Origin of the sequence: Methylocystis sp. JR02 (assembly GCF_030063565.1) — a bacterium.
Taxonomy (GTDB): Bacteria; Pseudomonadota; Alphaproteobacteria; order Rhizobiales; family Beijerinckiaceae; genus Methylocystis; species Methylocystis iwaonis.
In genome coordinates this window covers 2,153,896-2,168,402 of record NZ_JASIRC010000001.1, presented here as the reverse complement: position 1 = coordinate 2,168,402, position 14,507 = coordinate 2,153,896, and the positions used below count along the sequence as shown (strand labels likewise).

At 63.2% G+C, this 14,507-nt stretch carries 12 protein-coding genes; 3 read left to right on the top strand and 9 right to left on the bottom strand.

What is annotated here, in order from left to right:
• Positions 1-73 precede the first annotated feature (73 nt).
• The 3 genes from adh to rph all read right to left on the bottom strand — a co-directional run bounded on the left by adh (position 74) and on the right by rph (position 3,375).
• Complete coding sequence (gene adh / locus QNA11_RS10245) at positions 74-1,591, bottom strand: aldehyde dehydrogenase (protein ID WP_283482952.1); 1,518 nt, start codon at positions 1,589-1,591, stop codon at positions 74-76.
• A 250-nt stretch (positions 1,592-1,841) separates the two neighbouring features.
• Complete coding sequence (rdgB, locus tag QNA11_RS10240; protein WP_283482951.1) at positions 1,842-2,471, bottom strand: RdgB/HAM1 family non-canonical purine NTP pyrophosphatase; 630 nt, start codon at positions 2,469-2,471, stop codon at positions 1,842-1,844.
• 190 nt (positions 2,472-2,661) lie between these two features.
• Positions 2,662-3,375, bottom strand: coding sequence for a ribonuclease PH (gene rph, locus QNA11_RS10235; RefSeq protein ID WP_281930782.1), 714 nt, complete (start codon positions 3,373-3,375; stop codon positions 2,662-2,664).
• Between the two features lie 162 nt (positions 3,376-3,537).
• Between rph and QNA11_RS10230 the strand changes: the two genes are divergently transcribed.
• Entirely contained in the window at positions 3,538-5,616 is a 2,079-nt protein-coding gene (locus tag QNA11_RS10230) for an elongation factor G (RefSeq protein ID WP_283482950.1), read from the top strand.
• A gap of 3 nt (positions 5,617-5,619) precedes the next feature.
• On the opposite strand, the gene QNA11_RS10225 is transcribed toward QNA11_RS10230, so the two are convergent.
• The 3 genes from QNA11_RS10225 to QNA11_RS10215 form a co-directional block, all read right to left on the bottom strand.
• Positions 5,620-6,912, bottom strand: coding sequence for an SCP2 sterol-binding domain-containing protein (locus QNA11_RS10225; protein WP_283482949.1), 1,293 nt, complete (start codon positions 6,910-6,912; stop codon positions 5,620-5,622).
• A 34-nt stretch (positions 6,913-6,946) separates the two neighbouring features.
• Positions 6,947-7,411: a MarR family winged helix-turn-helix transcriptional regulator gene (locus QNA11_RS10220; protein ID WP_283482948.1), complete on the bottom strand. Its 465-nt coding sequence runs from the start codon at positions 7,409-7,411 to the stop codon at positions 6,947-6,949.
• Between the two features lie 501 nt (positions 7,412-7,912).
• Positions 7,913-9,187 (bottom strand): T6SS phospholipase effector Tle1-like catalytic domain-containing protein, encoded by a 1,275-nt coding sequence (locus QNA11_RS10215; protein ID WP_283482947.1) that lies wholly within the window; start codon positions 9,185-9,187, stop codon positions 7,913-7,915.
• A gap of 144 nt (positions 9,188-9,331) precedes the next feature.
• Here QNA11_RS10215 and QNA11_RS10210 point away from each other — a divergent pair, with 144 nt between their 5' ends.
• On the top strand, positions 9,332-10,339 hold the full coding sequence (locus QNA11_RS10210; RefSeq protein WP_283482946.1) for a sulfate ABC transporter substrate-binding protein: 1,008 nt from the start codon (positions 9,332-9,334) through the stop codon (positions 10,337-10,339).
• A 115-nt stretch (positions 10,340-10,454) separates the two neighbouring features.
• Here QNA11_RS10210 and QNA11_RS10205 read toward each other — a convergent pair whose 3' ends face one another.
• The 3 genes from QNA11_RS10205 to QNA11_RS10195 all read right to left on the bottom strand — a co-directional run bounded on the left by QNA11_RS10205 (position 10,455) and on the right by QNA11_RS10195 (position 13,589).
• Positions 10,455-11,462: a lysylphosphatidylglycerol synthase transmembrane domain-containing protein gene (locus QNA11_RS10205; protein WP_283482945.1), complete on the bottom strand. Its 1,008-nt coding sequence runs from the start codon at positions 11,460-11,462 to the stop codon at positions 10,455-10,457.
• A 111-nt stretch (positions 11,463-11,573) separates the two neighbouring features.
• Positions 11,574-12,299, bottom strand: coding sequence for an acetoacetyl-CoA reductase (phbB, locus tag QNA11_RS10200; protein ID WP_281930794.1), 726 nt, complete (start codon positions 12,297-12,299; stop codon positions 11,574-11,576).
• Positions 12,300-12,413: 114 nt separating this feature from the next.
• Entirely contained in the window at positions 12,414-13,589 is a 1,176-nt protein-coding gene (locus QNA11_RS10195) for an acetyl-CoA C-acetyltransferase (RefSeq protein WP_283482944.1), read from the bottom strand.
• Between the two features lie 244 nt (positions 13,590-13,833).
• Here QNA11_RS10195 and phaR point away from each other — a divergent pair, with 244 nt between their 5' ends.
• Positions 13,834-14,460 carry a polyhydroxyalkanoate synthesis repressor PhaR gene (gene phaR / locus QNA11_RS10190; protein ID WP_283482943.1) on the top strand — a complete coding sequence of 209 codons (627 nt, stop codon included), beginning with the start codon at positions 13,834-13,836 and terminating at the stop codon, positions 14,458-14,460.
• Positions 14,461-14,507: the final 47 nt, after the last annotated feature.

Sequence of the window (14,507 nt, the reverse complement as noted above, 5' to 3'; positions counted from 1 at the left end):
TGGCCTTCATCGACAACGCCGATCGCGAGCGTCCCCTCTCCCGCGAAGCGGGGGAGGGACAGGGAGGGGGCCTTTAGAAGAACCCCAGCTTTTTCGGGCTGTAGCTCACCAGCATGTTCTTCGTCTGCTGATAGTGATCGAGCATCATCTTGTGGTTCTCGCGTCCGATGCCCGATTGCTTATAGCCGCCAAAGGCCGCATGCGCCGGATAGGCGTGGTAGCAGTTCGTCCAGACGCGGCCGGCCTGGATCGCGCGGCCGAAGCGGTAGCAGCGATTGATGTCGCGGCTCCACACGCCGGCGCCGAGTCCGTAGAGCGTGTCATTGGCAATGTGCAGCGCTTCGTCGTCGTCCTTGAAGGTCGTGACCGACACGACAGGCCCGAAGATTTCTTCCTGGAAGACGCGCATGCGGTTGTGGCCGTGCAGCACGGTCGGCTTCACATAGTAACCGCCGGCGAGATCGCCCTCGAGCGTGTTGCGCTCACCGCCGGCGAGCACCTTCGCGCCCTCCTGCTTGCCGATGTCGATATAGCTCAGGATTTTTTCGAGCTGCTCGGATGACGCCTGCGCGCCGATCATGGTCTCGGGGTCGAGCGGATGGCCCTGCTTGATTGCGTTCACGCGCGCGAGCGCGCGCTCCATGAAGCGGTCGTAGATCTTCTCGTGAACCAGCGCGCGGCTCGGGCAGGTGCAGACCTCGCCCTGATTGAGCGCGAACATCACGAAGCCTTCGATCGCCTTGTCGAAGAAGTCGTCGTCCTCGCGCGCGACATCGTCGAAGAAAATGTTGGGCGATTTGCCGCCGAGCTCCAAGGTCACCGGGATCAGCGACTGACTGGCGTATTGCATGATCAGCCGGCCGGTCGTCGTCTCGCCGGTGAAGGCGATCTTGGCGATGCGGTTGGAGGAGGCGAGCGGCTTGCCGGCCTCCAGGCCAAAGCCGTTGACGATATTCAGCACGCCCTTCGGCAGCAGATCGCCGACAACCTCCGCCCAGACGAGAATGCTCGCGGGCGTCTGCTCGGCCGGCTTGATGATGACGCAGTTACCCGCGGCGAGAGCGGGCGCGAGCTTCCACGCCGCCATGAGTAGCGGGAAGTTCCACGGGATGATCTGTCCGACGACGCCGAGCGGCTCGTGGAAGTGATAGGCCACCGTGTCGTGGTCGATTTCGGAAATGCCGCCTTCCTGCGCGCGGACGGCTCCGGCGAAATAGCGGAAGTGGTCGATCGCGAGCGGGATGTCGGCCGCCATGGTCTCGCGGATCGGCTTGCCATTGTCCCAGGTCTCGGCGGTCGCGAGGAGCGCGAGGTTCTCCTCCATGCGGTCGGCGATCTTGTTGAGAATGCGCGCGCGTTCGGCGGCGCTGGTCTTGCCCCAGGCGTCCTTCGCGGCATGGGCGGCGTCGAGCGCGGCCTCTATGTCGTCCTTGTCGGAGCGGGCGATCTCACAGACCTTCTGGCCCGTGATCGGCGAGAGATTGTCGAAGACGCGGCCGGACTTGGCGTCGGCCCATTCGCCATTGATGAAATTGCCGTAGCGCGCCTTGAAAGGGGGCTTTGCGGCGGCGAAACTCTCATGCTTGGTCATGGGTGGCCTTCCATCGGGTTTCCAGCGTCGCGCGCCTTGGCGGCGCGTCTTTACCGTTGGAAGATAGTAAGGCACAGCTCCGCGCCAAGGGAAAGGCGGCGCCAAGCTTGATCCTGTGTAATTCCGATGCTGCGTTTGTCGACGCCGTCATTGCGAGGAGCGGAGCGACGAAGCAATCCAACGCAGCCTTTGCGGCCCAGGATTGCTTCGCTTCACTCGCAATGACGGGTAAGCCGCGGTCAATAAAGGGCTAATCCAAACACGCCTTCGCCATGGCCTGAAACGCCCGCGCCCGGTGCGAGAGCGCGCGCGAGCCGTCGCCGGGCAGGGCGTGTTTCTCCGCCGACATCATCTCGCCGAAAGTCTTGTCGAGTTCGTCGGGCTTGAAGATCGGATCATAGCCGAAGCCCTTGTCGCCCTTGGGCGGAAAAACCAGCACGCCGTCGACGCGGCCTTCGAATTCCTCGATATGTCCGTCCGGCCAGACGACTGCGAGCGCGCAGGTGAAATTGGCGCGATAGGGGGGCGTCGCGCCGCGCTCCTCGAGCTTTTGGCGCACGAGCTGGCAGGCAGCCTTGAAGTCTCGGTTTTCCCCCGCCCAGCGCGCCGAATAGATCCCCGGCGCGCCGTCGAGGGCGTCGACGCAGAGGCCGGAGTCGTCGGCGAAGGCGGGGAGGCCCGAGGCCATCGCCGCCGAGCGCGCCTTCAACGCCGCATTGCCGCGGAAGGTCGTCTCCGTCTCCTCGGGCTCCGGGAGGCCGAGATCGCCCGCCGAAACGGCGTCGACGCCATGCGGGGCCAGCAACTGCTGGAGCTCCCAGAGCTTGCCGGGATTGTGCGTCGCGATGACGAGCTTGCCGTGGATTTTTCGGTGGGTCATGTCGGCCCTGCGTTGTCGTGAGCGGGGAACTTTATGAAGGCGGCAGCTTGTCTCCCTCCCCCTTGTGGGGAGGGGTTAGGGGTGGGGGTCGACAATCTTGATTGTTACCGCGGCTTACCCCCACCCTGACCCTCCCCGCAAGGGGGAGGGACGGGATCATATCGCAAGCTTGTTGATGCTCGCGAAGGGGCTACGCCAGCGCCGCCTTTTGCAGCGCAACCAGCTCCGTGACGCCCTTCTGCGCCAGCGCCAGCATGGCGGAAAGCTCGTCTTGCGAGAACACCGCTACTTCCGCCGTCGCCTGAATTTCGACGAGCCCGCCCGAGCCGGTAATCACGAAATTGGCGTCGGTCTGCGCGGTGGAATCTTCCGCGTAATCCAGATCGATCACCGGCGCGCCGTTGAAGATGCCGCAGGAGACCGCCGCCACATGGTCGCGCAGCGGATTTTCCTTGATGATGGAGCGCGAACGCATCCATTCGAAACAATCGCGCAGCGCGAGCCAGGCGCCGGTGATCGAGGCCGTGCGCGTGCCGCCGTCCGCCTGGATCACATCGCAGTCGAGCATGATCTGGCGTTCGCCGATCGCCGGGAGATGGGTCACGGCGCGCAGCGAGCGGCCGATCAGGCGCTGGATTTCCTGCGTGCGGCCGGACAGTTTGCCGGCGGAAGCCTCCCGGCGCGTGCGCGTATGCGTGGCGCGCGGCAGCATCGAATATTCCGCCGTCACCCAGCCGCGGCCTTGTCCGCGTAGCCATTGCGGCGGCTTGTCTTCGAGTGATGCGGTGCACAAAACGTGCGTGTTGCCGAATTTCACGAGACAAGAGCCTTCGGCGTAGCGGGTGACGCCGCGCTCGAAGCTTACCGGGCGCATCTCGTCTGGCGCGCGCTTGCTGGGACGCATGAAGGCTCCTTTTTGCGTTCAATATTAGAGCGGTTCTAACGCGCTTTGGCTTGCGTTGGAAGCGCCTGCGGCGTTCATCTCTCTTGCGCTTATAGAGACATGGTGGGACCATCCCGCAACGGGGCCAAGTCCAAAAGGCTCCGATGCAAAAGGGAGGATAGAATGGGCGAGACCTTCTCCCACGAAGCGAGAGCGCGGGGCTCCCGGCTGATCGCGCTGGCCGGCCCCTTCCAATGTGGCAAGACCACGCTGCTCGAAGCCATTCTCGCGTCCAACAAGACAATCGCAAAACAAGGCTCGGTTGTAGACGGTTCGAGCGTCGGCGACGCCAGCCCCGAAGCGCGCGCACACAAGATGAGCGTCGAAGCCAATATCGCGGCCGTCGATTACATGGGCGACCGCTACACTTTCGTCGATCTGCCTGGCTCCGTCGAATTCGCGCATGAGGCGCGCAATATTCTTCCCGCCGTCGACGCCGCGATCGTCGTCTGCGAGGCGGATGAGCGCAAGGTCGCGGCGCTGCAACTGACGCTGCGTCAGCTCGAGGAATTGGGGGTTCCGCATCTGCTGTTTCTCAATAAGATCGATGCGGCGACGATCGATGTGCGCGACGCACTGAATATCTTGCAGCCGGCGTCGCGCGCGCCCTTGCTGTTGCGGCAGATTCCGATCTGGAGCAACGGCGTCGCCGTCGGCTTCATTGATCTCGCTCTGGAGCGCGCTTACGTCTATCGCGAACATGCGCCTTCCGAAGTCGTCGAAATTCCGCAAGGCGAGGCGGCGCTCGAAAAAGAAGCCCGCTATTCCATGCTGGAGCGTCTCGCCGATTACGATGACGCCCTGATGGAGGAATTGATTTCCGACATCGAGCCGCCGCGCGATCAGGTCTTCGACGATCTGACGAAAGAATTGCGCGGGGGACTCGTGGTACCGGTTTTCATCGGTTCGGCGGAGCGCGGGGCGGGCGTCACGCGGCTGCTGAAAGCGTTGCGCCATGAGGCTCCGGGCGTCGCCGAGACGCGGGCGCGGCTCGGCGTCGCGGAGAATGGCCCGCCGATGGCGCGCGTCCTTCGCACCACGCATACGTCGCATGGCGGCAAGCTGTCGATTGCGCGCGTGTTGCGCGGCGATGTTTCGGACGGGCAGACGGTTCGCTCCCCGCAGGGCGAGGATCGCGTCTCCGGCATGTCGCGCTTCGCGGGCGCCGCTCTCACCAAGGTGACCGACGCCAAAGAGGGCGACGTCGTTGCGCTCGGCCGGCTCGAACATGCGCAGACCGGCGACACCGTGATCGCTGACGGAAAGGCGGACCTCGCCGGGCTCGCCACGCGTGCGCGCGCGCCCGATCCCGTGCATGCGCTGGCGCTCGTGGTGAAGGATCGCAAGGACGAAATGCGCCTCGCGGCGGCGATGGCGAAACTCGTCGAGGAAGACCCTTCGCTCATCTTCGTGCACGATCAGGAGATGTCGCAGATCAAGCTCTATGGCCAGGGCGAGATGCATCTGCGCGTGGCGCTAGAGCGGCTGCAGTCGCGCTTCGGCGTCACCGTCGAGGTGTCGAGGCCGATCGTCGCCTATCGCGAGACGATCCGTCACAAGGTGACGGTGCGTGGGCGGCACAAGAAGCAATCCGGCGGCCACGGCCAGTTCGGAGATGTCGTGCTGGAAGTCGCGCCGCGCGAGCGTGGCGAGGGCTTCGCCTTCGCCGAGCGCGTGCATGGCGGCGCGGTGCCCAAGCAATATTTCTCTTCCGTCGAGGCGGGCTGCCAGGACGCGCTGATCCATGGCCCGCTCGGCTTTCCGGTCGTCGATGTAGAGGCGGTGCTGACGGATGGCTCGTACCATACGGTCGACTCGTCCGACATGGCCTTCCGCACGGCGGCGCGCATCGGCATGAGCGAGGCGCTGGGCAAGGCCGAGCCGATTCTGCTCGAGCCTGTACTGGCCGTCGATATTTTCGTGCCGAGCGAGGCGATGTCGCGCGCGACCGGGCTGGTGTCGGCGCGGCGCGGGCAGATCATCGGCTTCGGCCCGCGCGAGGGGTGGACCGGCTGGGACAAGCTTGAGGCGCTCATCCCCGAGGCGGAGATGGACAATCTCATCGTCGAGCTGCGCTCGGCGACGGCGGGCGCCGGCTTCTTCCAGTCGCGCTTCGACCATCTCGCGGAAGTCGTCGGCAAGCAGGCGCGCGAGATTGTCGCCGCGCATTCGAGCCAGCCGGCGCGGATGGCGGTGGGGTAACGCTCAGCCGGGAAAACACTTGCCGAAGGCCATGAGCAATCTCGGGTCGCCGCGTAGTTTGATGCGGCGACTCAGCAGCGCCCACGGCAGGCTCGTTTCCTTGCGCAGGAAGCGTATCCAGGTCTCGCTGTCGGCCGTGATGGCGAGGTCCGCCTTACCCAGGAGGCCGTTTTTCACGCGCAGCTTTTTATCGGCGATGGTGATGGTCGCCTGACGGCGACGCGCGCCGGTGAAGGTGAAGTGATAGACCGCCTCTAACCCTTCGGCTTTGTTGCGCTGAAAGAGGTTGCGCATGCCGCCGAGGAAGCCGTCGATATTCGTCGGTCGCAGCACGGCGCCGACATGTTTGACCCGCTTATGCGGAAAGCGGCGCGCGACATAATCCTCCGCGTCGGACCCGCGCCTCACATAAATGGTCTCGACCTTTTCCTTCAGTGGATCGAGGAAGGCGTGCAGGAACTTCTTTTTGTCGGCGTGATAGGCGCCGATAACGTCTTCGCCCGCCGGACAGACGGCGAGGCAATAAGCCGCCTTATAGTTCGGCCCATAGGCGAGGCTCTGCCACATCGAGATGGTTTCGGCGTCGTTGAATTTTTGCTGATAAGCGCGCGCACTCTTCGCGTCGGCGATCGTCTCGACGAAATCTAAGAAGCCGCCCATGAACTCGCGATAATTATGCGTGTAGCAGGCGGAAAAATCGAAATGGCCGTCGGGCGCGATCGCGCCGGTGGGGCAGGCGGCGACGCAGAGCTTGCATTCGAGACAGGGATTGAAGTCGATCGGCGCGCAATCATGCGCAACGTCCAGGTCGGTCACGACCGTTCCGAGCAGGATGAAATTGCCGAACTTGGGGTGAATGACGTTGCGGTGAATTCCCATGCGGCCGAGACCTGCTGCGACGGCGACGGGCTTATGGGCGATGACCCACATCTTGCCCGGCCATCTCTCCGCCTCCATCGGGAAGGCCAGCGGCGGATAGGCGGCGCGGCGCCCGAGCCCTTCGAGCGTTTCGACGATGGCGTGCGCAATCCCGTCGCATTCGCGGCCGGTGTGGTGAAATTCGGTGTTGGCGAGCGAGCGCGCGGGGCTGCGAATATTCTCGCGGTTCATTTTCACGACGAAAGGCATGAGCGTGCGCGCGAAAGGGAATGCGGCGAGGATGTCGGCGCGTTGATCGTCGAGGGCGGCGTCGTCGATCGCGACAAAGCCGACGTCATCGGCGCCGGCGGCGAGCGCGATCTGGCGTAGTCCTTGGGCGTCGAGCGTCGGTGAAACGGCGTTCGCAAGCACATTCATGACATATACCCCTTTTTGGCCAAAAAGACGCGCGTCAGTCTCGCGCACCGATCTCGGCGCTCGCCTTCATCAGTTCGCGCAGCTCGGAGAGCAGTTTTTGCAATCGTTCGGCGCCGAATTGTTTTTCGACGGCGCTCTGCGCCTCGCGCCAATGCGGCATGGCGTTGGCGAGCGTCGCCTCGCCGAAGGGCGTCAGCGCCACTTTGCGCGTGCGCCGGTCTTCGCCCGGCCTCACCTTCACGAGCCCGCGCTTTTGCATAACAGCGAGGTTTCGGGCGAGCGCGCTGCGGTCCATCACGAAGAATTCCGCCAGTTTGCTCACTGTGGCGCCGCCGGTCAGCGAGCAGGCGACCAGCAAGGAATATTGCGTCGGCTCCAACCCCGTCTCGGCCATGAATTGACCGTAGAGGCGCGTCACGGCGCGGCTGGCGCGGCGCACATTGGCGGCGGCGCAGCTTTGCGCACAGGCTTTGACGTCGGCGGGGTCGGGCGCAGTCATGAAAGATGTATATGCCCCTATCTGTCCTTCGTCAATGTGCGCGCCGACACAGCGCCCTATGTGCGCCTCTGACATGATCGCAGGGTCGCGCGGCCGGCAAGGCCCGCAAACAGCTATCGGAGCGTCGACATGCGCTTTTTCGTGGTCCTGACGGCAGCGATCTTCGCGTGCGCTTTGGGCTTCTTCACGAATTCCGAGAATTCGCCCGGAAAGCAAGAAGCGCAAACGGAAGAGGCGGGCGTGCGCTGTGTCAAGAAGATTGCGGTTGGTCCCCGCGGGAGCGAGACTGCTTGTCTGATGCAAAAGCGCAAGGGGCGCGCGTAAGGCCGTCCTCTGCGAAGGCGGAGACGGCGTTCCAGCATGAAAAGGGCAGGGGTCGGCTCACTGTCATTCCCGGCGCGCGAAGCGCGACCGGGAATCCAGAGCAATAGTAGCTAGTGTTGCTCTGGATTCCCGATCGCTCGCTTCGCGAGCGTCGGGAATGACAGTGAACCAATCTTATTAAGCTTCTGCGTCTTCGGCGGCCGGCCCGCTGGCGGGCGCCGTGTCGCGCGCCAGATTGAGCGGCCGGTAGGTTTCGTCTTTCGCCAGCTTTTCCCGCACGGAATCGGAGAGATCGATTTCGAAATCGTTTTTGATCGGAAACGCCGCGACCTTCGCAGCAAGCGCCGGAGAATGGTCGATCTGGCGAATGAAGTCGCCGTTCGGTTGCACGCGATCGATCTGCGGCGCGTCGTCCTTGCGGATGATCTTCAGCAGCGCTCTCGGCCAGTAGACATAGAGCTTCGTCGTCCACTCGTACCAGACCGTTTGCGAATTATGCAGCGGGGCCTGCGGATTCGGGTGGAAGGCGCGTGACGGCACGTCGCCGTAATCGCGCACGCACAAGCCGTGCGCCTTGGCCTTGTCGACCATCCATTTCAGGCCGCAGTCGGAGAGGCTCGAATCCTCATAGCCCCCGCCGACGTCGGAATGCACGCCGGGGAACCAGACCTCCTCATAGTTGAAGGTCGATTTGTCGCCCTTGGCGCGCAGATTGTCGGCTTCTTCTTTGCGCCTCGGCGTCAGCTCCATGCGCGTCGGACGGAAGGGCCAACGCTTCTCGTCGATGGAGGCCGCGTGATAGGCGTTGAGAATGATCGGGCTGATCTTGGTGTCGTGAAATTGCGTGGGGAAGAATTTGTTCAGCAGCCAACCCAGCACGACGCCGAATGGCGCGCCGAGCGCGCCCACCGTGTCCCAGACGCCGAGGAATGTGATCGTCTCCCCGCCATTCGTATAGGCGTTTTTGAAATCCTTCGAGGCTTGGCTGCTCGGATGCCATTGCGGGTCGGCGCTTCGGTAATGATCGAAGGCGTCGTCGACAAGGTGCAGATACTCGCGCTGCAAAATGCCGACGTTGTAAATCATCCCCGCGAGGCTGCGCACCGTGTAGGCGCCGCGGCTGAAGCCGAAGAGAAAGATTTCGTCGCCGGGCGCATAATTGCTGACGAGAAAACGATAGGCGTCCTTGATATTGTCGGAGATGCCGTAACCGAAGCCGCCGCCCTTGATGCGCTCGTCCCAGCGCGTGCCGACGCCGCGGACATAATAAGCGACCTGCGGGCAGCCGTTTCCGTCGTCTATGCGCGTCAATTCGAAGAGACGCAGCACATTGGTCGGGCAGGGCTGGCCGTTCCGGCTTTTCTGATCTTCTTTGTTCCAGGTGCCGTCGCAGAAAACGACGAGCCGCTTGAAACGCTGGCTTGCCGGGGCCTTCGCCATAGTGTCGCTCATTGAAACCACCTCGACCAAAAACGACGCCGCAATGGGGTTTTATCCGCCAGTTTGAAATAGGACGCAACGCGCTGTCCGCGAGAGCGCTTGACTATCAGATTACATAGTCTATTGGATTAATGGATTAGTCTCCTGGAGTCAGGCATGCGCCATCTTCCGTTCTCGAAACTTGCTTGCGTCGTTCTCGCCGGTCTATTCGCGGTCCCGGCTCTTGCGGGGCAGGCCCTGCTCAATGTGTCCTACGACCCCACCCGTGAGCTGTATAAAGCCGTCAACAAATCCTTTGCCGAGGACTGGAAGAAAAAAACCGGGGAGGAGATTTCTCTCCAGAGTTCGCACGGCGGCTCCGGCGCACAGGCGCGTTCGGTGATAGACGGGCTCCCGGCCGATGTCGTGACTTTGGCCCTCGCCAATGACATCGACGCCATCGCGTCGAAAACGAAAAAGATTCCGGCTGATTGGCAGAAGCGGCTGCCAAATAATTCCGCCCCCTATACGTCGACCATCGTTCTGCTGGTGCGAAAGGGCAACCCGAAGGGGATCAAGGATTGGGACGGGCTCGCCAAGCCAGGCGTCGTCGTCGTCGCGCCCAATCCCAAGACCGGCGGCGGCGCACGTTGGAATTTCCTTGCGGCCTGGGCCTATGGGCTGAAGGCCTTCAAGGGCGACGAGGCGAAGACGCAGGAATTCGTAAAGGCGATCTACGCCAATGCGCCCGTGCTCGACACTGGCGCGCGCGGCTCGACGGTCACCTTCGCCCAGCGCGGCATCGGCGATGTGCTGATCGCCTGGGAGAATGAAGCTTTTCTTGCCTTGCAGGAATTCGGCGCGGATAAATTCGAGATCGTCACGCCTTCGATCTCCATTCTCGCCGAGCCCGCCGTCTCGCTCGTCGACGGCAATGTCGACGCCAAGGGAACGCGCAAGCCGGCGGAAGCCTTCCTGGCCTATCTCTTCGAGCCGGCGACACAGGCGACCATTGCGAAATACGGCTATCGCCCGGCCTATCCGCAGCATGCCGCCAAAGAGGATTTGCGGCGTTTCGCCAAGATCGACCTCGTCACCATCGACAAGCAGTTCGGCGGCTGGCCGGCGGCGCAGAAGAAGTTCTTCGCGGATGGCGGGGTGTTCGACGAGATTCAAAAACGGTGAGGGCGGGGCCCATTGGTGATGTGGTTTCCGCTTGAATAGAGCGCTGTTTGTTACTCTGGATTCCCGATCGCTCGCTTTGCGAGCGTCGGGAATGACAGTGAACCAAGGCGGCCTCTCATTTTGTCGGCTGGCCTCTGCCGAACAAGCGTGGAAATCCCGCGACCAGAAAGGCAAAAGCGATCGCCGTATGCGGCGCGGTGATCGAGAAGTGATAGGCCAGCGCCGCCGAGATCGCTTTTTCCGCCGACACCCCATGCGCCGTTGTCAGATAGGCGACGATGCCCGCCTCGAACACGCCGAGCCCCGCGGGGCTGGCGGGGACAGCGATCGCCAGAGCGCCGATCGCCAGCAGCGTCATGGCGGAAAGCATGCCAAAGTCGATCTCGGGAAAGATCGTCCTGAAGAGGACCAGGACCAGGCAGACATTCATAGTCCAGATCAGCGCGGTGCAAAGCGCAGCTCGTGGGACGCTTTGATGTGCGAGCAGCGTTTCCACCTGTCGCACGAAAGACTCCATCCGCGCGCTTTTCAGTATTTTCCATTCGGACGGTCGCAAGCCGGTCTTTGGTCGAACCCGCACGAGCAGCAAAATGCTCGGGGTAAGGATCAGGGCAAGCGCAAGAGGCGTCGAAGGCGGGATGTCGACGAATGGCGAATGCGTGCTGGCGACAATTATGGCAAGCGCGGCGACCGCCAAGAGATCATAAAGCTTTTCGATCACGACCGCGGCGCCGAGGCTACCGAGCGGAAAGCCAAAATATGTCCCGCCTACATAGATCTTGGCGGCTTCCCCGAGGCGGAACGGGATCAGGCTGTTGAGCGTGAAGCCGACATTCGCGATGAGAAAGCAGGGAAGCGGTTTTGTCTGCAATATCGTCGCGAGCCGCAATCCATAAAGCGTCAGAACCGCCGCGTTCATGGCCATTGCGACGAGAATGGCGTGCGCCGGCGTTTGCCGTAGCTGGTCCAGCACATTCCGGTAACTCACCTTATCGCTGAGCCAATAAGCGACATAAATGAGCAAGCATGCGTTGAGCGCCAGCGCGATACGCCGGCCATGTCCGGCGAGGAGCCTCGTCGACAGGGCGAGCATATTGCTTTGCGGCGATAGCGCCGGGGGCATGCTGATTGCCTCTCGGAAGGGCGGCTGGGTGGTTACGAGTGGCTCAGATGGACATCAAAAAAATGGCCGGCGCAAGGGCCGGCCATATCGATCGTGCGGCAATCGCGCCGGTTACGCCATATACTGGCCGCCGTTGATCGTCAGCGTCGAGCCGGTGATGAAGCCGGCGTCATCTCCCGCCAGGAACACAACCGCGCGGGCGATCTCCTCCGGCTCGCCGAGGCGGCCGACGGCGATATAGGGGATGATGTGCTTGTCGAGCACGTCCTGCGGCACGGCCTTCACCATGTCGGTGCCGATATAGCCCGGCGCGATGGCGTTGACGGTGATGCCCTTGGAGGCGCTCTCCTGCGCCAGCGCCTTCACGAAGCCGATGTCGCCGGCCTTGGAGGCCGAATAGTTGGTCTGGCCGGCCTGGCCCTTCTGGCCGTTGATCGACGAGATGACGATGATGCGGCCGAAACCGCGGTCGCGCATGCCGTTGATGACCGGGCGCGTGACGTTGAACAGCGAGTTCAGGTTGGTGTTGATCACCGCCTGCCACTGCGCCAGCTCCATCTTGTGGAACAGGCGGTCCTTGGTGATGCCGGCGTTGTTGACGAGGATCTCGACCGGGCCGAGGTCCTTCTCGATGGCGGCGACGCCCGCGGCGCAGGCGTCGTAATCGGACACGTCGAACTTATAGACCGGAATGCCCGTCTCGGCCTTGAACTTGTTGGCGGCCTCGTCATTGCCGGCGTAGGTCGCGGCGACATTGTAGCCGGCGGCCTTCAGCGCCTTGGAAATCGCCTCGCCGATGCCGCGCGTGCCACCCGTGACAACTGCAACTCTCGCCATTTTGGATGTCTCCCTTGGTTTCGTCTGAAAAAAGCCGGCGCCGGACCGCGAGCCTTCAGGCTCGCTCGTCGACGGCGCCGGAATAATGCCCGCCCGAAGGCGCGCGGTCTGTTCTTAGCGCTCCACGGTCAGGGCGATGCCCATGCCGCCGCCGATGCACAGCGTCGCGAGGCCCTTCTTGGCGTTACGGCGGCCCATCTCGTGCAGCAGGGTGATGAGAATGCGCGCGCCGGAAGCGCCAATCGGGTGGCCGATGGCGATGGCGCCGCCATTGACGTTCACGATGTCCGTGTTCCAGCCCATGTCCTTGTTGACGGCGAGGGCCTGAGCGGCGAAGGCCTCATTGGCCTCGACGAGATCGAGGTCGGAGATCTTCCAGCCGGCCTTCTCCAGCGCCTTGCGCGAGGCCGGGATCGGGCCCGAGCCCATCACCGACGGATCGACGCCGGCGGTCGCCCAGGAGGCGATGCGGGCGAGCGGGGTGAGGCCGCGCTTGGCCGCCTCGGCCGCGCTCATCACGACGAGCGCCGCGCCGCCGTCATTGATGCCGGAGGCGTTGGCCGCCGTCACCGTGCCGTCCTTGATGAAGGCCGGACGCAGCTTGGAGACGCCTTCGAGCGTCACGCCGTGCTTGACATATTCGTCGGCGTCGACCGTCACGTCGCCCTTGCGGGTCGAGATGGTGAAGGGGACGATCTCGTCCTTGAACTTGCCGGCCTTCTGGGCGGCTTCGGCCTTGTTCTGCGAGGCGACGGCGAAAGCGTCCTGCTCCTCGCGGCTGATCTGCCAGTTCTTGGCGACGTTCTCGGCCGTGATGCCCATGTGGTAGTTGTTGAAGGCGTCGGTGAGGCCGTCCATGATCATCGTGTCGATGAACTTCATGTCGCCCATCTTGGTGCCGGCGCGCAGATGCGCGGCATGGGTCGAGAGCGACATGGACTCCTGGCCGCCGGCGACGATGATCTGGGCGTCGCCCGCCTTGATCTGCTGGGCGGCGAGCGCAACGGCGCGCAGGCCCGAGCCGCAGACTTGATTGACCGTGAAAGCGGTCTTGTCGTCCGGAACGCCGGCCTTGATCGCCGTCTGGCGGGCGGGGTTCTGGCCCTGGGCGGCCGTCAGCACCTGGCCGAGGATGACCTCGTCGACCACGCCGGCTTCGAGCTTGGCGCGCTCGAGGGCGGCTTTGACAGCAGCGGCGCCGAGCTCGTGGGCCGGAACCGTCGCAAAGGCTCCGTTGAACGATCCAACGGCGGTGCGCGCCGCGGAAACGATCACGATATCGGTCGTCATTTCTGTCTCCCTCTAAAAGATAGGTCGGGCTCTCGAGCCCTGAGCGCCCAGCCGGGGCGGACGTTGTTGAGCATTTCGCGCTTGCGTTCGTCAAGCCGCGGCCCGTTTTGCACGGAATTAGCCGCGAGCGAAAGCTGTCCATGAGGAAAATATTGCCGCAGGCGCCAAAATGCGCTTATCGTCAAGGCGCTGGGCTTGACCGTTTTTCAGGCAGCCCGCCGGCGAGGGGAGCGGTGTCAGGCGTATGGCGAACGAGAAGAAACCGACCGTAATCAAGAAATACGCCAACCGTCGGCTCTATGACACGGGGACGAGCACTTACGTCACGCTGGAGGATCTCGCCGCCATGGTCAAGCGCGGCGAGGATTTCGTCGTTTGCGACGCCAAGAGCGGCGAGGACATCACCCGGCCGGTTCTGACCCAGATCATCTTCGAGCAGGAGGGCAAGGACGGCCAGAGCCTGCTCCCGATCGCCTTTTTGCGCCAGCTCATCCGCTTCTACGGCGACAGCATGCAGATGCTGGTGCCGAGCTATCTCGAGTTCTCGATCGACAAGCTCACGAAAGAACAACAGAAATTCCGCGACCAATTCTCCTCCGCGCTGCCGGCGGGCCCCTTCACCGAGCCCACCCGCCAGGCTTTCCAGGCGATGGAGGAGCAGGCGCGCAAGAACATGGCGGTGTTCCGGCAGGCGCTGACCATGTTCAACCCGTTCGGCCTTCCGGCCGAGACCGTTTCGAACGCCGCCGTGTCCTCGGTGGACGGGCACGAAGCGTCGGCCGTTACAAGCAAGGAGGCGGGCGACGTCGCCGAGCTGAAACGGCAGCTCGATGAGCTTAATAAGCGGATCGACAATCTTTCGAAGGACTAGGCGCCGAGTCGAGACCGCAATCCGAGCGATTAGATACGAATTTTAAG